Annotated in this window: 16 protein-coding genes; 9 read left to right on the top strand and 7 right to left on the bottom strand. The window is 68.8% G+C overall.

The annotated features are described in order from the left end of the window. Positions 1–5 precede the first annotated feature (5 nt). From BMX32_RS16660 to BMX32_RS16620, 9 genes are read left to right on the top strand one after another with little or no spacing between them, the layout of a single operon-like run. On the top strand, positions 6–1136 hold the full coding sequence (locus BMX32_RS16660; protein WP_089980903.1) for a glycosyltransferase family 2 protein: 1131 nt from the start codon (positions 6–8) through the stop codon (positions 1134–1136). A gap of 5 nt (positions 1137–1141) precedes the next feature. Then, on the top strand, positions 1142–2239 hold the full coding sequence (locus BMX32_RS16655; protein WP_244511587.1) for a polysaccharide deacetylase family protein: 1098 nt from the start codon (positions 1142–1144) through the stop codon (positions 2237–2239). Continuing rightward, positions 2227–3489, top strand: a complete 1263-nt coding sequence (locus BMX32_RS16650) for an O-antigen ligase family protein (RefSeq protein WP_089980896.1) — start codon at positions 2227–2229, stop codon at positions 3487–3489. The genes BMX32_RS16655 and BMX32_RS16650 overlap by 13 nt, the downstream gene beginning before the upstream one ends. After that, positions 3486–4841, top strand: coding sequence for a phenylacetate--CoA ligase family protein (locus BMX32_RS16645; RefSeq protein ID WP_089980893.1), 1356 nt, complete (start codon positions 3486–3488; stop codon positions 4839–4841). Before BMX32_RS16650 ends, BMX32_RS16645 begins: the two co-directional genes overlap by 4 nt. Beyond that, a complete protein-coding gene (gene pelF, locus BMX32_RS16640; protein WP_089980890.1) occupies positions 4838–5956 on the top strand; it encodes a GT4 family glycosyltransferase PelF in 1119 nt (372 codons plus the stop codon). Before BMX32_RS16645 ends, pelF begins: the two co-directional genes overlap by 4 nt. Next, on the top strand, positions 5953–7125 hold the full coding sequence (locus BMX32_RS16635; RefSeq protein ID WP_089980886.1) for a glycosyltransferase: 1173 nt from the start codon (positions 5953–5955) through the stop codon (positions 7123–7125). The genes pelF and BMX32_RS16635 overlap by 4 nt, the downstream gene beginning before the upstream one ends. Further along, the gene (locus tag BMX32_RS16630; RefSeq protein ID WP_089980883.1) at positions 7122–7760 is read left to right on the top strand and encodes a polysaccharide deacetylase family protein; all 639 of its coding nucleotides are present in this window, start codon (positions 7122–7124) and stop codon (positions 7758–7760) included. Before BMX32_RS16635 ends, BMX32_RS16630 begins: the two co-directional genes overlap by 4 nt. Continuing rightward, complete coding sequence (locus BMX32_RS16625; RefSeq protein WP_089980880.1) at positions 7757–8923, top strand: glycosyltransferase family 4 protein; 1167 nt, start codon at positions 7757–7759, stop codon at positions 8921–8923. Before BMX32_RS16630 ends, BMX32_RS16625 begins: the two co-directional genes overlap by 4 nt. Beyond that, complete coding sequence (locus BMX32_RS16620) at positions 8920–10098, top strand: hypothetical protein (protein ID WP_170843716.1); 1179 nt, start codon at positions 8920–8922, stop codon at positions 10096–10098. Before BMX32_RS16625 ends, BMX32_RS16620 begins: the two co-directional genes overlap by 4 nt. A gap of 933 nt (positions 10099–11031) precedes the next feature. On the opposite strand, the gene BMX32_RS16615 is transcribed toward BMX32_RS16620, so the two are convergent. The 7 genes from BMX32_RS16615 to BMX32_RS16590 form a co-directional block, all read right to left on the bottom strand. Beyond that, positions 11032–11853 carry a TIGR04325 family methyltransferase gene (locus BMX32_RS16615; RefSeq protein WP_170843715.1) on the bottom strand — a complete coding sequence of 274 codons (822 nt, stop codon included), beginning with the start codon at positions 11851–11853 and terminating at the stop codon, positions 11032–11034. 97 nt (positions 11854–11950) lie between these two features. Further along, positions 11951–13105, bottom strand: coding sequence for a GNAT family N-acetyltransferase (locus tag BMX32_RS16610; protein ID WP_089980871.1), 1155 nt, complete (start codon positions 13103–13105; stop codon positions 11951–11953). Then, positions 13102–14649, bottom strand: a complete 1548-nt coding sequence (locus BMX32_RS16605; RefSeq protein WP_170843714.1) for an oligosaccharide flippase family protein — start codon at positions 14647–14649, stop codon at positions 13102–13104. The genes BMX32_RS16610 and BMX32_RS16605 overlap by 4 nt, the downstream gene beginning before the upstream one ends. Then, a complete protein-coding gene (locus tag BMX32_RS18750; protein ID WP_170843713.1) occupies positions 14646–16385 on the bottom strand; it encodes an AGE family epimerase/isomerase in 1740 nt (579 codons plus the stop codon). Before BMX32_RS18750 ends, BMX32_RS16605 begins: the two co-directional genes overlap by 4 nt. Continuing rightward, a complete protein-coding gene (gene galE / locus BMX32_RS16600; RefSeq protein WP_089980866.1) occupies positions 16382–17386 on the bottom strand; it encodes a UDP-glucose 4-epimerase GalE in 1005 nt (334 codons plus the stop codon). The genes BMX32_RS18750 and galE overlap by 4 nt, the downstream gene beginning before the upstream one ends. Then, positions 17383–18222 carry an alpha/beta hydrolase family protein gene (locus BMX32_RS16595; protein ID WP_244511586.1) on the bottom strand — a complete coding sequence of 280 codons (840 nt, stop codon included), beginning with the start codon at positions 18220–18222 and terminating at the stop codon, positions 17383–17385. The genes galE and BMX32_RS16595 overlap by 4 nt, the downstream gene beginning before the upstream one ends. Then, on the bottom strand, positions 18219–18995 hold the full coding sequence (locus BMX32_RS16590) for an alpha/beta hydrolase family protein (protein WP_170843712.1): 777 nt from the start codon (positions 18993–18995) through the stop codon (positions 18219–18221). Before BMX32_RS16590 ends, BMX32_RS16595 begins: the two co-directional genes overlap by 4 nt. Position 18996: the final 1 nt, after the last annotated feature.

The following is an 18996-nucleotide window of genomic DNA, read 5'->3' as shown; positions in this document are numbered from 1 at the left end:
CCACCATGACGCTCATCGCATGGATCGTCTGCTGGACATCGGCCGCGCTGATCGTCCACGTGTTCGCCGGCTATCCGCTGCTGGTCTGGCTGCAGGCGCGCCTGCGTCCGCGGCTCGTGGCCCGCGCGGCCATCCTGCCGACGGTAAGCATCGTGATCGCGGTCCACGACGGCGAACGCTACATCCGCGCCAAGCTCGCCAACCTGCGCCAGCTCGACTATCCGTCCGACCTCGTCGACATCGTGCTGGTCTGCGATGGCTGCGGCGACGGCACCGTCGCACTGGCGCGCCGCGTCACCGATCCCGGCCTCACGGTGATCGAGCACGCCACGCGCCGCGGCAAGGCCGAGTGCGTGAACGACGGCGTGATGGCCGCGCGCGGCGAGGTGCTGCTGTTCACCGACGTGCGTCAGCGTCTCTCGCCCGTGGCGCTGAAAGAACTGGTGGCCAACCTCGCCGATCCGACGGTGGGGGCCGTCGGCGGCGAGCTGCACATGGAGAACGTGCGCAGCGGTTTCGCGCAGGGCGTCGACTTCTACTGGCGCTACGAAAAAGGCATCCGCCACGCCGAAAGCCTTTCCGGCTCGACGATCGGCGTCAGCGGCGCGCTCTATGCGATGCGCCGCGCGCTGTTCCGCCCGTTGCCCGCCGGCACGGTGCTCGACGACGTGCTCGTGCCGATGCGCGTTGCCGCGCAGGGCAAGCGGGTGGTCTTCGAACCCCGCGCGATGGCCTGGGACCAGCCGTCGCAGGGTCCCGACGACGAGCGTCGCCGCAAGATCCGCACGCTCGCCGGCAACTTCCAGCTCGTCCAGCTCGAACCCTGGCTGCTCGCACCGTGGTCGAACCCGCTCTGGTTCCGTTTCGTCAGCCACAAGCTGCTTCGCCTGCTGGCGCCGTGGCTGATGGTCGCGCTCACGGTCAGCAGCGCCCTGCTGGCGACCCGGCACCCCATGTACGCCCTCACCTTCGGCGCCCTCGTGGGCGGCCTGCTGCTGGTCGGTGTCGCGCGTCTCCGACCACCGCTCGGCCGGCTGCTTCCGCTGCGCATCGCCGTCGCGTTCTTCTACCTCAACCTTTTCGCCGCCCAGGCCCTCGTGGCCTTCGCGCGCAACCGCAGGCTCCATTTATGGTGAACTCCATGTCCACGCGCGGCGCGCCCGGTATCCGCGGCCGTCTCGGCGAACTCTGTTATTCCAGCGGGCTCCTGCACTCGCTGCAGCGCGTGCGTGCCTGGTGGCAGCGCGACCTGCGCATCCTCGCCTACCACCGCGTGATGCCGCTGCCGGATCCGTCGACGTACGAGTTCGACCTGGAACTCATCAGCACGCCGCCCGCGGAATTCCGCGAGCAGATGATGCGGATCAAGAGGTACTTCCGCCCGATGCGGCTCACCGACGTGGTCGCGGCGCTCGACGCGGGCGAGGCGTTGCCGCCGGACACGGTGGCCGTGACGTTCGACGACGGTTACGACGACAACTACCGGATCGCCGCGCCGATCCTCGACGAATTGGGCGTGCCAGCCACGTTCTTCGTGTCCACCGGCCACCTCGACAGCGGCCGTCCGTATGCGTACGACTGGCTCGTGCACATGATCCTGCTGACGGCCTCGCAGCGCCTCGTGCTGCCGGAACTCGGCATCGACGTGCCCCTTCCGCGCGAACGCGCCCTGCGCCGACGCATCGCCGGCAACGTGCTCCTGCGCATGAAGTGGCTCGACGCCTTCGGCCAGACCGCGATGATCGAGCGTCTCGAGGCCGAGTGGAACATGCCCTCCGCGAGCGCGCGTCCCGTCGACTGCCGCCCCATGACGTGGGCACAGGCCCGCGAGATGGAGGCGGCTGGCCTGGAATTCGGCTCTCACGGCGTGCACCACCGCATGCTCGCCCGCCTGCCGGTCGACGACATGGAGCGCGAGGTCCGCGAGTCGAAAGCCACGCTCGATCGCGAGCTGCGCAACCCCGCGGTGCTGATGTCGTATCCCGTCGGCGGCGACCGGGCCTACAACGACGCCGTGATCGCCGCGACGCGCAACGCCGGCTTCCAGCTCGCCTGCAGCTACATCTGCGGCACCAACGCGGAGCCCAGCGAGAATCGCTATGCGCTGCATCGTCTTCCGGTGGAAAGCAACATGGGGCCCGGCTGGTTCGCCGCGATGCTCGCCCTGCCGCAGCTCATGAGCTACCCCACCGCTCCTCACCAGAGCACGGGCCCGACGGTGCAGACATGTTCGCCCTGATCCTCCTCTACGTGGTGCTGACGATCATCCGGCCGCAGGACTACGTGCCGGGCCTCGATACCGTGCCCATCCTTCCCGTGGTGCTGCTGTTGGCCTTCGGCGCATGGCTCGTGTCGAAGGAGAAGACCTTCGAGGCGCCGCAGTTCGTCATCCTGCCCGCGTTTCTGCTGATCCTCATGATCTCGCAGGTGACCAACGGATGGACCGGCGGTGCCATCGACGAGCTGTCGCGCTTCGGTCCGGTGGTGATCGCCTTCTTCGTGTTCGGCGCCGCCTGCAGCACGCAGAAGCGCGTGCGCATCGCGATGGCCGTCTTCGTCCTCTGCGCGGCGGTGCTCGCGCTGCACGGCGTGGAGCAGGCGCAGACGGGCATGGGCTGGACCGGCATCCCGCTCGGCGAGGAGGGGCGCATCCAGTACGTGGGTATCTTCAACGATCCCAACGATCTCGGCCTGCTCTTCGCGTCGACGCTGCCCATGGCGATCTTCCTGGGCCGGCGCGGCGCGGGTGCCATGCGTGCGGTGTGGCTGGGCGCCGCGGCGCTGCTGCTCTACGGCACGTACCTGACCAATTCGCGTGGCGCGATGCTGGCGGTGCTCGTGGTGGCCGGTTGTTATCTCTGGTATCGCAAGGGCATCGTGGTGGCCGGCGCGCTGGGCATCGCCGGACTCGCGGCCATGAAGCTGCTGTCTTCCCGCATGGACGAGCTGGACGCGGGCGAGGAGTCCGCCGCCGGACGCGTCGACGCCTGGTATGCCGGCCTCGAGATGTTCCGCGACAACCCCGCCTTCGGCGTGGGCGCCGGCAACTTCACGGAATACAACGAGCTCACGGCCCACAATTCGTTCGTGCTGGTACTCGCCGAAACGGGCTTCATCGGCTTCGTTCTCTGGATCGCCTTCGTCGGCTACGGTTTCTGGATGATGCTGTCCATCGTGCGGCACCATCGCGATGCCACGGACGACGCCGCCACCGAAGCGGCGTGGAACACGGAGCGCCAGATGGCGCTCACCCTCCTTTTGTCGCTCTGCGGCCTGTTCGCCGCGGCGTTCTTCCTCAGCCGCAGCTACATGGTGGTGCTCTATCTCATCGCCGCGCTGGTCGCCGGGCACTACGTCGGTGCCCGGCGCCGCTGGCCCGACCTTCCCACCTTCCGCCTCTCCGAGGGCGGCTGGCGCTGGGTGCCCGCGGGCGCGTGCGGCGTCTTCGGCCTGTTCGTCCTCGTCGCCGTCCTGCTGCGAACCACATGAAGACCTACGAAACCCTTCTGCGCCACGTGATCTGGCCCGCCTACGAGGGCGGGCTCCGTCGTCGCGAGACGCCGCGCCACATGCGGCGTTACGATCGGGACCAGTGGCTCGCCGCGGCCGACATCCGCACGCTGCAGTTCGAGCGCCTGAAGCGCCTGCTCGACTGGTGCTGGCGCGAGGTGCCGTATTACCGCCGCCGCTGGAGCCAGCTCGGCATCACCCCGCGCGACATCCGCAGCCTCGACGATTACGCGAAGCTCCCCGTGCTGACGAAGGCGGACATCCGCGCCCATGCCGACGATCTCAAGGCGACATCGCTCGCCGGTTCGCTCGGCTACAAGGCCACGGGCGGGTCCACGGGCGAGCCGTTGAGGTTCGGCTACACGCGCGAGAGCAACGACCGCCGCGTCGCCGTGATGTGGCGCGGCTACGGCTGGGCCGGGTCGCGCATGGGCCGCCGCACGGTGTTCCTCTGGGGCGGCCCCGTCGGCGAGCAGACCGCCGCGCATCGCATGAAGGACCGCGTCTACAACGCCGTGTTCGCGCGCAAGCTGCTCGACAGCTTCCACATGAGCGAATCCACGATGGCCGATTACGCCGACGCGATCGACGCGTACCGGCCGGAGGTGATCGTCGGCTACGTCGGACCGCTGGTCCGTCTCGCCGAGTGGCTGCTGGCCCATGGCCGTCGGGTCGCGCGCCCCGCCTCGATCATCGGCGCGGCCGAGGCGCTGCACCCGTTCCAGCGCGAACTGATCGAGCAGGCGTTCGGCGCCCCCACCTTCAACACCTATGGCTGCCGCGAGTTCATGCTGATCGCGTCCGAGTGCGAGCATCGCCAGGGCCTGCACGTGAACGCGGATCACCTGGTCGTGGAAACGCTGGACCCCACCGGCGCGGCCACGGCCACCGGCAGCGGCGAAGTCGCCATCACGGATCTCTTCAACTACGGCATGCCGTTCATCCGTTACGTCAACGGCGACATGGCGACGCATGCGTCCGGCGATTGTCCCTGCGGTCGCGGCCTGCCGCTGCTCGCGTCGGTGGACGGCCGCAAGCTCGATGCGATCCTCACCCCCGCCGGGCACGTGCTCCCCGGTGAATTCTTCCCGCACATGCTGAAGGACGTACCGGGACTGGCGCGCTTCCAGCTCGTGCAGCGCCGCCTCGACCGGCTCGACCTCTCGATCGTGCGCGGACGCGACTTCGAAGACGCATCGCTCGATTACATCCGCCGCGAAGTGGCCAAGGTGCTGGGCGACAGCGCCGAGCTGCACTGCCATTTCGTCGACGACATTCCGCTGACCCGCAGCGGCAAGCTGCGCGTCACCGTCTCGGAGCTGGCCTCGTGAACATCACCCATTTCGTCGAGAACCTGAATCGTGGCGGCCTCGAGCGCATGGTGCTCGACCTGGTGAAGGAACAGCACCGGCAGGGCCACAAGGTGCAGGTGGTCTGCCTGTTCGAGCGCGGCACGCTCGCTACCGAACTCGATCGTCTCGGCGTGCCCGTCACCGCCTGCCACAAGCGCAAGGGTTTCGACCTGCGCGCTCTGGGTCGTGCACGCCAGGCCATGGCGTCGCACTACACCGAGATCCTGCACACCCATAACGCGGTGGCGCACTACCAGGCCGTGCTCGCCAGCGCGGGCATGGGCATCCGTCAGGTCGTCAACACGCGCCACGGCATGGGCGCGCAGCGCAAGCCGGGGCGTCGCGAGTGGCTGTTCCGCCGCGCGCTGAAGGCCACCGACGCCGTGGTCGCCGTCTGCGAAGCCGCGCGCGCCGACGCGGTCCGTCGTGGCATCGCGCCGGCCGCCAAGACCTGCGTGGTACCCAACGGCATCGTGCTCGACGGTTTCGACACGGCGTCCGACACCATGCACGAGCGGCTCGCCCGGATGATCCGCGTGCCCCCGGGCACCCGGATCATCGGCACCGTGGGCCGGCTCAACTGGGCCAAGGACCAGGCCAGCCTGATCCGCGCCTTCCGCATCGTGCGCCATGCGCGACCGGACACCGCCCTGGTACTGATCGGTGACGGGGAACTGCGCGAGACCCTGCGCGCGTGCGCGTTCGACGAAGGCGTCGCCGGCTGCGTCCATTTCCTCGGCGATCGCGACGACGTTCGCGACCTGCTGCAGGGGCTGGACCTGTTCGCGCTGTCGTCGGTGACCGAAGGCTATTCGATGGCGCTGCTGGAAGCCTGCGCCGCCGGCCTCCCCATCGTGGCGACCGACGTCGGCGGCAACGCCGAGATCGTCCGCGACGACACGACCGGGCGGCTGGTGCCACCGTGCGACCCGCCGGCACTGGCCGCGGCGATCCTGGACCTGTTGCATGCGTCGCATCGTGCCTCCACCATGGGGCGCGCCGCGCGCGCGTGGGTCGAGACGCATGGGTCGATGGAAGCCATGGCCGCGCGTTACGGGCAGCTCTACTTCGGCGACATGGAGCGCGCGTCATGAAAGTCCTCGTCGTGACGAATCTCTTCCCCACGCCATGGGATCCGCGGCGCGGCACCTTCAACCGCCAGCAGTTCCAGCGCCTGGGTGAACGCCACGAGGTGGACGTGCTCACCGCCGTCGATTTCCGCGAGCGCGCGGGCGAACGCCGCGACGACGTGCGCGTACCAGGCGTCCACACCGATTACTTCACGTTCTACCATCCGCCCGGGGTCGCGCGCTTCCTCAACGCGTTCTGCTTCTTCGCCTGCATGATGTGGCAGCGCGGCCGCGAGATCCGCCGCGCCCGCTACGACGTGATGCTCGCGAGCTGGGCGTACCCGGATGCCGCCGGCGCCGCGTGGGTCGCCCGCCTGCTCGGCATTCCCTATGTGGTGAAGGTGCACGGCAGCGACCTCAACGTGCAGGCGGAATCGCGCCTGCGCCGCCCGCAGATCCGCGCCGCGCTGCGCGGCGCGGGGGGCGTGCTGGCGGTGAGCAAGGCACTCGCCGCGAAGGCGATCGCACTCGGTGCGCGACCCGACGGCATGGAAGCCATCTACAACGGCGTCGACACCCGTATCTTCCATCGCGGCGACCGTCGCGCGGCCCGGGTGCGGCTGGGACTACCGCCCGAGGTACCCCTGGTGCTCTACGCAGGCAACCTCAAGGCGACCAAGGGATGCCACGACCTCATCGAGGCTTTCCCGACGCTGGTGAAGCGCCACCACGACGCGCGCCTCATCTACGTCGGCGATGGTCCGTGCCGGGCGAACCTCGAAGACCGCGCCGCCTCGCTCTGCTGCGCGCCGGCCGTGCGCTTCGCGGGTGCGGTCGACCATGCCGCCCTGGCCGACTGGTTCGTGGCCGCCGATGTGCTCTGCCTGCCCAGCCACAACGAAGGCGTGCCGAACGTGGTGCTCGAAGCCATGGCGTGCGGCACGCCGGTGGTCGCCACGAGCGTGGGCGGCATTCCCGAGGTGGTCCCGCCGCACGCGGGCATCCTCGTGCCGGCGCACCAGCCGCACGAGCTGGGCGTGGCGCTAGTGGAGGCCTTCGAACGCCACTTCGACGCGGAAGCGATCGCGGCGCACGCCGCGAGCTTCCGTTGGGACGAGAACATCGATCGGTTGGAGCGCATGCTCGGCCGTGTCGCCGCCGGATCGCCGGCCCATCTTGGCGCGAACGCATGAACTGGAAACCGAAAAAACAGGACCTTCTGGGGTTGCTGCCCGAGAAGCTGGTCATGACGCGCACGCGCGACGCCGCGTTGCGCTACCTCAGCTTCGACGACGGCCCCGAGCCCGGGCACACGCCGAAACTGCTCGATACGCTGGCCCGGCACGAGGTGAAGGCGAGCTTCTTCCTCGTGGGCGAGAAGATCGAGCAATACCCCGAAATCGTGCAGCGGATCGTCGCCGACGGCCACATGATCGGCAATCATTCGTACAGCCACTGGTCGTTCGACAACATGAACCTGACGAAGCAGCTGGACGAGGTCTACCGTACCGATGCCCTGCTTCGGCTCTTCGACGATCGGCCTCACCATCGCATGCGTCCGCCGCACGGTTACGTCGGCGCGCAGCTGCTCGCGCACTTCGCCCGTCGCAAGCGCAGCCTCGTGTACTGGTCGTACGACAGCCTCGACTACCAGGACCGGCCGGTCGAAGCACTCATCGACCGCCTGCGTAACGATCCGCCCGCACCGGGCGACATCGTGCTGATGCACGACGACAGCGACAAGGCGGCCGACGCGCTCGACGTGCTGCTGCCCGAATGGCTGTCGCAGGGGATGCGCTTCGCCGCGCTGCCGGGGAGCTCGCGGTGAGGATCCTCTACCATCACCGCACGCGCGGACGCCACGTCGAAGGCGTGCACATTCGCGGCATCGTCGGGGCGCTGCGCGAGCTCGGTCACGACGTCGACGTGATGTCGTTCCCCGGCGCCGACCCGGAACGCGAGACCGAAAGCGCCACCGCACCCGCGCGCGGACGCCTCGCAGGCCTCGTCAGCCGCCTGCCCGGCGTCGTGTTCGAACTGCTGGAGCTGCTCTACAACGGCGTGACGATGCTGCGCATGCGACGCGCCTGGCGCACGGCACCGCCCCGCCTGATCTACGAGCGGTACTCGCTCTTCCTGTTCGCCACGATCTGGATGGCCCGCCGGCGCGGCATCCCCGTGGTGCTCGAGATCAACGACTCGGCGCTCGTCGAACGGGTCAGGCCGCTGGTGATGAAACGGCTGGCAAGGCGAATCGAAGGCTGGTGCCTGCGCCATGCCACCGGACTGGTCTTCATCTCCACGTATTTCCGCGATCTGGCCAACGAGGCCTACGGCGACATCGCGCCGAGTGTCGTCTCGCCGAACGCCGTGGACCTGCCGCGCTTCGATCCGGCGAAGTTCGACCGCGACGCGCTGCGTGCCGAGCGGGGCCTTACCGGCCGCATCGTGTGCGGCCATATCGGGGTGTTCGCCCACTGGCACGGCGTTGACGGCTTCGTGGAAGCCATCGCGAGCCGCCTCGACGCGGTGCCCGACCTCGCCTTCGTGCTCGTCGGCGACGGCAAGACGCTGCCCGCCGTGCGGGAGCTGATCGCGGCGCGAGGGCTGGCGGATCGCGTGCTGCTGCCCGGTCGTGTCCCGCACGACGAGGTCGCGAGCTGGATCGCCTGCATGGACTATGCCGTCCTGCCGAATTCCAACCACTATGGCTCTCCCATGAAACTGTTCGAGTTCATGGGCATGGGCGTCGCCGTGGTCGCGCCGGATTACGCGCCGGTCGCCGAAGTGATCGCCGATGGCCACACGGGCTGGCTGTTCCCGCGGGGCGACGCCGCGGCCTGCGTCGAGCGCGTGCTCGAACTGGCCCAGCGTGCCGACGAACGCAGGCGCGTGGGTGACGCCGCGCGACACTACATCGCCAGCGAGCGGCAATGGCGCAACAACGCCGAACAGTTGCTCACGCTGGTACCGAACGGAGTTGCCGCGTGATCGCCATCGCCCTGCTTACCCTGGTCCTGCTGGCCGCCGTCGCGGTCACCGTCGCCATCCGCGCGCGCAACATGCAGTACTGGCTGTGGGGTTACCTGACGCGCCGGGCGCCGCCGAAAGCGGAAGGTCCGGTGCACGTGCTCTTCTGTTTCGTGGACCACTTCGAGCCCAACTGGGGTCGTGTGGACATGGCCACGCAGCGCCGGCGGGTGGACCGCTGGTGTGTCGAATACCGCGCGCTCGCCTCGCGCCACCGCGACGCGGACGGCGTCGTGCCGCAGCACAGCTTCTTCTATCCCGAAGAGGAATACGTCGAGGAACACCTCGACAAGATCGCCGCGCTCTGCGCCGACGGGTTCGGCGAGATCGAGATCCACCTGCACCACGACAACGATACGCCCGAGAATTTCGTCGTCACCATGGACCGCTTCAACCGCCTGCTGCACGAGAAGCATGGCGCGTTGCCGCGCGATCCCGTCACCGGCCAGCTGCGCTTCGCATTCATCCACGGCAACTGGTGCCTCGACAACTCGCGCGCCGACGGCCGCTGGTGCGGCATCGACAACGAACTCGTCCTCCTGCGCGAACTGGGCTGCTACGCCGACTTCACCCTGCCCTCCGCGCCCAGCGACACGCAGACGCGCCTTTCCAACGCGATCTACTACGCGACCGACGATCCGCACAAGCCGAAGTCGCACGACACCGGCGTGCCCATGCGCGTCGGCGGCAAGCCCACCGGCGACCTGCTCATCATCCAGGGACCGCTGGGTCTCAACTGGAAGGATCGCCGCTTCGGCATCGTTCCGCGCATCGAGAACGCCGATGTCCGGCGCGGTTGTCCGCCGTCGACGACACGTGTCGACCAGTGGGTGCGCACGGGCATCCACGTCGAAGGCCGTCCGGAGTGGGTGTTCGTGAAGGTACATACCCACGGCACGCAGGAGCGCGACATGGACACGCTGCTCGGCAAGCCGGTGGACGACATGCACACGTATCTCGAATCGGCCTACAACGACGGCAAGCGCTACGTGCTCCATTACGTGACCGCCCGCGAGATGTACAACATCGCGAAGGCGGCGGAAGCCGGCATGACGGGGGATCCTGGCCTGTATCGCGACTTCGAGCTCGGTAAGCCGCGGAAGGTCGTGGTCGGGGATGCGGTTGTCGCTTGCTGACGGCTCGGCTTCGCCGTCGCGTTTGGCTTGCGCGTGCCGCGAAGAGCCGCCGGCCCTCACCCTCGCCGCTCCGAGCTCCGGCGTCGCTTGGGTAAGGAGGCCGCTGCGCGGCCGTGTCTGATGGCTGCGCCCCGGCGCGCACGGGCTTCGCGCGGGGGTTTTCGACTCGGCTCCTGCCTCGACGAAAACGGCCGGCCGTCCAGGCCGGCCCCCTTCGGGCCTTTTCCGCGCGAATCCCTCGCCTCCAGAAGTCGCGACGAGGGTGAGGGCCGACGGCTCTGCCGACCGTTGAGGCGCCGGGTGGGAAAAGCAGCCGTGTGGCAAGTCCTCTGACCGCAGCGCGCGACGCCTTCGGCTGCTTTCCTGTGGGAGCGGCCTCGGCCGCTCCCACATAAAGCCAAGAGCTCGCCGCTATAGCGGCTCCTACCAAACTGCTTGCCTCGCCCACCGCCGAGGCGCCGGCTGGCGACAAGACGACTACCGCCAGGTGGGAGCCAGCCTGCTGGCGATGGGTGCTCGCCGCCGCACTTTTGTGGGAGCGGCCTCGGCCGCGATGGGTGCTTGCGGCAAGCACCTATCGCGGCCAAGGCCGCTCCCACACGAGCTCGCCGCTATAGCGGCTCCTACACAGGCAGCTTGCCTCGCCGGTTGGCAGAGCCGTCGGCCGCCGCCCTCGGCGCGACTTGCGCAACCGAGCGCGGCGAGCGGATCAGGCCCGCAGGGGGCCGGCCCGGATGGCCGGCCGTTTTCGTCGAGGCAGGAGCCGAGTCGAAAACCCCCGCTCGCCGCGCGGGCGCGCAGGGGCGTCAGCCATCGAACATGGCCGCGCAGCGGCATCCTTCCCCAAGCGACGGTGAAGCCCGGAGCGCCGAGGGCGGCGGCCGACGGCTCTTCGCGACAGCGCAAACCGAACGCGATGGCGAAGCCGAGCCGTCACCTCAACCGAAACGCAAACCCGAAGTACCGGTCGAGCGAAAGCTCCGGATGGAACGGCACGATGCAGTAGCGCTGCGGATTCTCCCAGCGGTCCTGCAGCTCGTAACCCAGTGACGAAAGGCCGCCGAGAAACTCGCGCTCCGCCGTCACGTGGTAGGGACAGCAGGCCGTGCCGATGTTCTGCACGGTGTAATACGACTCGCGCATGTGCACCGGCACCGAGTTGAGCAGCAGGAACCTCGGCCGGGTTGGCATGGCCGCGATCGCATCGGCGAGCGAATAGCTCAGGTATTGCAACGAACCCGCGGCAAAGAGCACGTCCGCCCCCGAGGCGCCCGATATGTCGTCCGCGAAGCGCAGGCGGCCCGACGGATCGTGTTCCTTCGCCCAGCGCTCGCCGGCGGCGTTCACCGCCGGCACGTCCATCACCGACCAGCGAAGGCCCGCGGGATACGCGAGATACTTCTGGTAGGCGTAATACGCGATGCCGATGTGCCCACCGACGTCGAAGACGTCCTTCGCGCCTTCCGCGAAGAAACGGCCGAGCCAGTGGATCATCGGATAGTCGTTGATGAAGATGCGGCGCGTCCGCTCGCGATAGAGATCGGCGGATTCCGCGTTGTCGTAGCCGCTCGTGCTCGCCGCGGGAATGCTCGCCTGGGCTTCGTCGTACGTGCGGTAGGCGCCACGGTACAGGTGATAGGCGAGTTCGCGGTGAGCGAAGAACCGGCGCTTGTACCGCGCCTCGAGGATGGTGCGGAGCAGTGGCATCCGTGCCGTCGCTTCCTGGTAGGGACGAGCGTCGACGTGCGCGTTCATGGGTTCCCCGAAAGGTGGTGGATACCGGCGAGATTGCGCCCTCGCCACGCGATTTCCCATCCAACGTGGGCCTAGGCCGTCCGGCCGAGGCGCGTGTTCACGACGACGCGCTGGTCACGTCGCCTGCCCGTCGCGCACGGAGGTCGGCGCGCACGCGATGGAGGCCGCGGTACAGCCAGCGCACCGGCCCGTAGACGCGAAAGCCAGCGGTCGACCGGGTCGGACGCACCACGTAAAGCGATCCGCACGGCTCGGATCGGGTCGAAAGCAGCCGCTTGTACTGGTTGTCCCCGTAGCCGAAGCTGATCCGCTCGCCCGGGTAGCGGTCGAGCAACGCGCGCACGGCCTGAAACACGGCCACGGAGCCGATACCGACCTTCGCGACCTCATCGTCGTAACCCAGATCGTCGACCAGATACGTCCCCGCCACGCGGTAGCCGTGGACATAGGCGAGCGGGCGACCGTCGCGAAGCACGAGGTGGCCGATCAGCTGTCCGGCGGCCGCGAGGCGCTGGAACAGCGCGACGCGCTCCGGCGCCTCCCAGTCGGTGGGAAGATCGTCGTGATGCCAGGTCCGGGCGTACAGCACATTCATCAGGCTGCAGTAGCGCGGCATGTCCTCGGCGCGGTCGAACGTATGCAGGGCGGCGTCGCCACCGAGCTTGCGATAGGCGCGTCCCACGCGTTGCGTGAGATCCGTGCGTTTCTTCTTGTCCATGGCGTCGAGCCACGACGCCGACGAGGCCTGCGGATCGATCGACCAGTGCACCTGGTCGAGCAGGTGCGCGGGCACGACACGCATGGCGCCGCCCGCGGAGAGGATCGCCGCGAAACGGTTCGGCAGGTCGGCCTCCTGGATGCGCAGCACGCGGACATCCGGATCGCCGGCGAGCTGGCGTGCCGCCACCAGTTCGACGGTCGCGCGTTCGGCCTCGGACGCCACCACGCCGCCCCCCAGCAGGCGCAGCGCCGCGCCGCGATACACGCTCACGCGACGCCCGGCGAGATCGAGCCGCGCGGTGTGGTCGATGGACAACAACGGCACGTAGCCGGCCACCCTGCCCGTTCCGTCGCGCACGACCACGACATGCGGGCGGGTGCCGTCGCGCCGGCTGGACACTTCGTAGGCGAGCCAGTCCGGATGCTGCACGATGCCGCTGGACGCGGCGTGCTGCTCTGCCACGTGCGCGAGCTCGTCGCGAAGCGCGGCCAGGGCTTCCAGCGTATGGAGGGTCGACGAGACGTAGTTCATGGATTCGCCTTCGCCACCGGTGGGTGGACGGCATCGAGGAGACGGGCGACGAAGCGCCCCGGTGGTCCCAGGCGACGACCGATGCCCGACATGAGCGTCAGGTCGTCGTCCGTCCAGTAGCGCACGAGCATGCTGCCGGGCACGTAGATCACGCAGAACACGGCGACCCCGACGAGGAACCCGATGCGCGACGGCGTGGCTTCCGTCGCGGCCCACGCCGCCAGCGTGGCGACGAGGCCCACGACGAACAGGCGCGACATGGCGGCGACCGGGAGACCGCCGCTGGTCGCCTTCCGCAGGTAATGCACGGCCAGCGCCATCTCGACGATGCGCGCGCCGGCATACGTGAGCACCGCGCCGGCCAGCCCGAGCGGCGGGATGAGCGCGATACCGAGGATCGCGTTCGCCGTGAGCGCGACGACGGCGATGCGGATGCGATCGTCCTGGCGATCGACCACCGTCTGGAAGGCGGCGATGCCATTGCCGATCAGCAGGAGGCCACCGAGCACCAGCGTGGCTTCGATCGCCGGGATGGCGGCGACGTAACGCGTGCCGTACATGAGGCGAACGATCTCGGGCGTCGTGACGAGTCCGAGCCCCGCGATGGCGATGCCGACCGCCCAGTAGAAGCGGGTCGCCTCGGACAGGAACCGTGCGGCGCGCGCCGTGCCGCTCTCGCCATAGGTCTTGGCCATGTAGGGCAGCAGGGTCGAGGTGAGCCCGACGGAGAAGAGCTGCACCGCGCCGCGCGTCAGCGTGCCGGCGATCGCGAAATAACCCACCGCGACCGAACCCGTGAACGTGTTCAGCAGGAAGACCTCGATCGTGCCGACACGGAACGATCCCATCAGCACGAGGGCCGCGGTCAGCCGCAGGTGCCGGTTGACGCGCCGCGCGACGGATTCGGGAATCGGACCGCTCTCGTACGGCCGGCAGCAGCGGCGGTAAGCGAAGCGGTTGATGAGGTTGAGCACGAGGCAGGCCACCGCGAAAAGCGCGACGAACGTGACGAGACCGGCATGCATGAACATCGCGGCGAGCACGAGAAGCATGCCGAGGATACCGCCCGCCACCGTCGCGACGGCTTCGGGCTCGAAGCGTTCCTGCCCCTTGCCGATCGCCACGAGCATCGCGTAGTTCGCCTTGGCCACGACCGCCACGACGACGAGCCCCATGATCGGCAGCAGCGACTGGTCCCATTCCGCCGGACGGAACAGCCAGCCCACCGCGACGAAGAGCACGATCACGACCAGCGAGCTCCACGTCTGGATGCGGGAGAACCGCGCCGCGAGGTGGGACGCCAGCCCCGGGTCGCCCATGCCGTCGGCTTCGGCGATGAACTTCGTGGACGACGTCGTCAACGCGTGGTTGGAACATACGATCAGCCAGCCACACAGCCACACGGTGAACGCGTAGCGGCCAAAGTCGGACGGGCCGAGCGAACGCGCGATCCACACGCTCATCAGGAGCCCGAGGGCGTACTCGATATAGGTCGACACCGTGACGATGCCGATACTGCGCAACACCGCGACGCGCCGGTTCATGGCGACGCTCCCGCGGCGGACCCGCTCGCGCGCGACGGATGCCCGGCGCCGGCCGCGTCGGGACCGGCTTTTCGTCCCGCCCCTGCCGGTTGCGCCATCATCCACTGCGCGACGCCGGCACCGCGGTTGTTCCAGTTGAAACGGCGAAGCGTGTCCGAGATGGCGGCGCATTCCGGGCTGTACGACGCGGCGATGGCCGCGAAGCGTTTCTTCAGGGCCGCCGCACGTGCCGGATCCGTTTCGAAATACCATGCCGCCGCCACGGGGAGGCCCAGTTCCACCGTGTGCCCGTCGCTGTACCAGCCCTCGCTTTCCTGGATCTTCATGAGCGCGTCGGTGCCGGCATGCGACGACGACCAGTACCACGCGATCTGCCCACCCGGCCCGGAGCAGCCGTTGCGCCAGTCGTGCGGCGAGACGAGGAACTTCGGGTCGATCCACCCGTAGCGTTCGAGGTAGCCGCCGAAGTCGACGATCATCCCCGGAATGCGCGTATCGCCCGTCACCAGCCACGCATGCCAGAGGCCATCGACGATGTTCTCGCTCATCCATGGCGATGCCCCGCGCACGTCGTTGCCGCCATCCGGATCGTTCTCGTGCACGTTCCAGCTGTTGCGCCACGAACCGTCGTCGCCGAGGCCATCCGGATTGGCGCGCTGCTGGTCGTACAGCCAGCCGACGCGCGCCACGATGCGCTCGCGATAACGCGCCTCGCCGGTCAGTTCATACGCGGCGACGGTCTGCAGCAGCCCGAGACCCGCGAGGCGCTCGGTGAAGTAATCGTGCGGTGTCCGGTAGGGACCGGGCGCGGCGTTCCAGCCGCCGGAGTGCCAGAGGTCGGCCATCTTCGCCACCGTGGCGGCGTCGTGCATCGAATCGTCGCCGGTCAGCGCCACCGCGAGCAGCACCGGCTCGATGTAGACGTACTTCACGTCGCACGGCTTGCCGTCCGGGACCCAGCCGCCGGCACACGACGGGCTCACGGGTACGCCATCGCGCTTGATCCCCGCCATGTACCAGCGATACCCGTCTTCGGCGGCTTCGAGGTAATCGGCCCGCCCCGTGCGCACGTAGGCGTTGAACAGCGTGGTCGGGCGATCGAACAGCCAGGCAGTGGTGTCGGCCTTCGGTAACGCGCGCGCCCAGCGGAACTGCCCGTCGACATAACGGGCGTAAGGTTCGTCGCGAGCGGCGACCGACTGCGGCCCGGCGATGAGCGACGCGGTGAGCCATTGCGGCGTCAGCGTGGCGAGCGCGGCCAGCCGGCCGTCGACGAGGCCATCCTGGTACGGCCAGCCGGCGATCGGGGACGGGCGCTTCGCACCGACCGTAAAGCGATAGGTGCCGGGCGGTGCGCGGAACTGCGCGCGAACCGCCCGGACACTCCCGTCGCGGAAATGCCAGGTGAGTGTCGACGTCGCCGATACCGGGACGTCGCGGCCCTGCGCGTCCACGATGCGAAGCTCGCCTGCGTCATGGAGTACGCCCGGCGGAAACGGGATACCGACGGTGACGGGCAGCACGTCGCCCTTGCCGGCGACGCGATGCACCTCGATGGTCTGGCTCGCCGGACCGTCGTTCGCCGCGTGGGACCGCGCGGGAAACGTGAGTACCGCGAGCGCGAGCAGCCATGCCAGCACGACGAGGACGTGACGGGCCAGGGGCGACGTCGACGGGCCGTCGTCGTGCAGGACGAGCCGACGCTTGCGGGCGAACACGTGCGAACGGACGTTCATGCCACCGACGCGGTCGGATATGCGGTGCCGGCGAGGTGGTGTTCCCACGAGAGCGCGGTGCCCACGATGACGTCGAGGTCGTCGTAATGGGGACGCCAGCCCAGCAGATCGCGTAGCCGGTCGCTGCAGGCGATCAGGTGCGGAATGTCGCCGGCGCGCCGTGGCAGCTCGCGTACGTCTAGCGGCCTTCCGGCTGCGCGGCCCACCGCCTCGATCACCTCGCGCACGCTGTAACCGTGACCGTAACCCGCGTTGAGCGTGAGGCACTCGCCGCCGTCACGCAGGTGATCGAGCGCGCGCAGGTGCGCCGCGGCCAGGTCCTCGACGTGAATGAAGTCGCGCACGCCCGTGCCGTCGGGCGTGTCGTAATCGGTGCCATAGATGCAGATGTGCGACCGTTTGCCCACCGCGTGCTCGCAGGCGACCTTCACCAGCAGGGTGGCCTGGGGCGTCGAATGCCCGATGCGCCCGAGCGGATCGCACCCGGCGACGTTGAAATAGCGAAGAATCACGTGTCGCATCGCGCCCGTGGCGCACCAGTCGCGCAGCATCGTCTCGGACATCAGCTTCGACATGCCGTAGGGATTGATCGGCAGCGTCGGCGTGTTCTCGTCGGCGATGCCGGCGGCCGTGCTGCCGTAGACCGCGGCCGTGGACGAGAAGATGAACTTGTCGACCCTGGCCTGGGCACAGCACGCGAGCAGATTGCGGGTATTGCCCGTGTTGTTGCCGTAGTACTTCAGCGGATCGCTGACCGATTCCGGCACGACGGTGTGCGCGGCGAAGTGCAGCACCGCGTCCACGTCGTGCGCCTCGAGCACGCGCGAGACGAGATCCGCGTCGCCCACGTTGCCTTCGACGAACGACGCCCCGCGCACGGCCTCGCGAAAACCGGTGGAGAGGTTGTCGATCACCACCACGCGCTCGCCGCGCTCGACGAGCTGCTGGACGGTATGGCTACCGATGTAGCCGGCGCCACCCGTGACCAGGATGGATTTCATGCGTGCCTCCCGGCGGTCGCCAGAGGAAAATTGCGCGTCAGCCATCCACCGATGCCGTCGAGCAATCGCGCCCGGTCACCGGTGAGGATGTACGTGTGGTCGGTCTCCCCGACGTAACGCGTCGTCACCGACGGATGCGACATCACGTTGCCGAAGCATTCGCGGAACTGCCGCGCGTGGTTGAAGTGCGTGCTGATGCCACCCGTGTACACGAGGTAGAGCTTCATGCCCCGTGACACCATGCCGGTGAAGTCGGCGATGACTTCGTCGCGTGGCGCCGGTGCCACGGCGAACACCGGCTCCGGCGCGGCGTTCGCTTCGCTGCCGCGACCGCCCGCGCCGCGGCGCAGGAGCCGCGCCCAGCGACCGGGATCGATCATCCGCGGCAGGTAATGACGCAGCTTGTACCCAAGCGTGCGGTACGCGTAGCCGTCGAGGAACACGGCGCCGGAGACCCGGGGATCCGTCGCCGCGACGATGTGCGCGTTCTGCGCGCCGGAGCAGAGGCCGACGAGCACGAAGCGCTCGCAGCCGGCCCGCTCCTGCAAAAGCTTCATGGCGTCGTCCACGTCCGCGCAGACCTGCTGCGTGCGCGTCATGCCGCCGCCCGTCGCGGCGCTGTCGCCGAGGGTCGAGAGATCGAACCGCAACGTCGGGTAACCGGCCTCGTTCAACTGGCGGGTGAGTTCGACGTGCAGGCGGAAGGGGCCGATGCGGTGGACGAGCCCCGCGTTGAGCACGATCACGCCGGTTTCCCCGCGCGTGCCGGTGGGCACGCCGGCCACGCCGACGAGGTGGCTCCCACGGCCGAATCGATGGGCTTCCTCGCGCATCATGCGGTCTCCTTCAGCCGGCCCGTAACGGCCTGGATGAGCGGTTGGGAAAGAATGGCCGCCTCGAGTCGCCGCAGGTCGTTCCATGGCGTCGGCGGCGAGATCGGCGCGACGCGACCGCGCGACGTGACGATGCGCTCCCACTGCGCTCCCGGCGTGGCGGACGTCGAGTCGAGCACCAGCGTCGGGACGTCGACGCCGCTGACCATCAACGAGGAAAGCTGGCGGCGCAGGCCCTCGCCGATGTCGAACCCGAGCCATTGCTCGGCGACGTCCGCGTGGGTACGCGGACTATTGAAGCGCTCGGCATCCTCGCGCAGCGCGGCCTGCATGGCGTCCAGCGCGTCGACGTAGTCGGCGCCGTCGAGCACGGGGTCCCACGCGATGACTTCGCTGAAACGGGCGCGGCCCGCCGCGGCGAGCGCGACGCTGCCTCCGAGCCGGGCGCCGAACGCCACGACGCGCTCCACGCCCGCCCTCTTCCGCAGTTCGTCCGCGGCGAGCACGGCATCCTCCACGCAGCGGACCCAGTCGACATCCGCGCTGGCGCCGGCGGAGTCGCCCGTGCCGTGGTAGTCGAAGCGGAGCACGGCAAGACCTTGCGAGGCCAGCGCCTGCGCCAGCTGCCGGTAGAGACGGTGGCACCGGATCAGGTCCTGACCCAGCGGCGGGCACATCAGCACGGCGCGGCGTGCCGGCATGGCCGGCGCGTGGTACATGCCGAAAACGCCACCGTTGGCGCCGAAGAAGAACGGCATCTCGGAATCGGAACGCATG

Source organism: Luteibacter sp. UNCMF331Sha3.1, from assembly GCF_900109915.1.
In the GTDB taxonomy this organism is placed as follows: Bacteria; Pseudomonadota; Gammaproteobacteria; order Xanthomonadales; family Rhodanobacteraceae; genus Luteibacter.
Note: the sequence above shows the minus strand (reverse complement) of the source record. Positions and strands in the feature narration are given on the sequence as shown.

Coding starts and splice junctions, on each gene's coding strand:
- galE (WP_089980866.1), bottom strand. CDS start 17,386: ATGAAATCCATCCTGGTCACGGGTGGCGCCGGCTACATCGGTAGCCAT.
- BMX32_RS16610 (WP_089980871.1), bottom strand. CDS start 13,105: ATGAACTACGTCTCGTCGACCCTCCATACGCTGGAAGCCCTGGCCGCG.
- BMX32_RS16590 (WP_170843712.1), bottom strand. CDS start 18,995: ATGCGTTCCGATTCCGAGATGCCGTTCTTCTTCGGCGCCAACGGTGGC.
- BMX32_RS16595 (WP_244511586.1), bottom strand. CDS start 18,222: ATGATGCGCGAGGAAGCCCATCGATTCGGCCGTGGGAGCCACCTCGTC.
- BMX32_RS16655 (WP_244511587.1), top strand. CDS start 1,142: ATGTCCACGCGCGGCGCGCCCGGTATCCGCGGCCGTCTCGGCGAACTC.
- BMX32_RS18750 (WP_170843713.1), bottom strand. CDS start 16,385: ATGAACGTCCGTTCGCACGTGTTCGCCCGCAAGCGTCGGCTCGTCCTG.
- BMX32_RS16650 (WP_089980896.1), top strand. CDS start 2,227: ATGTTCGCCCTGATCCTCCTCTACGTGGTGCTGACGATCATCCGGCCG.
- BMX32_RS16605 (WP_170843714.1), bottom strand. CDS start 14,649: ATGAACCGGCGCGTCGCGGTGTTGCGCAGTATCGGCATCGTCACGGTG.
- BMX32_RS16645 (WP_089980893.1), top strand. CDS start 3,486: ATGAAGACCTACGAAACCCTTCTGCGCCACGTGATCTGGCCCGCCTAC.
- BMX32_RS16630 (WP_089980883.1), top strand. CDS start 7,122: ATGAACTGGAAACCGAAAAAACAGGACCTTCTGGGGTTGCTGCCCGAG.
- BMX32_RS16615 (WP_170843715.1), bottom strand. CDS start 11,853: ATGAACGCGCACGTCGACGCTCGTCCCTACCAGGAAGCGACGGCACGG.
- BMX32_RS16635 (WP_089980886.1), top strand. CDS start 5,953: ATGAAAGTCCTCGTCGTGACGAATCTCTTCCCCACGCCATGGGATCCG.
- BMX32_RS16660 (WP_089980903.1), top strand. CDS start 6: ATGACGCTCATCGCATGGATCGTCTGCTGGACATCGGCCGCGCTGATC.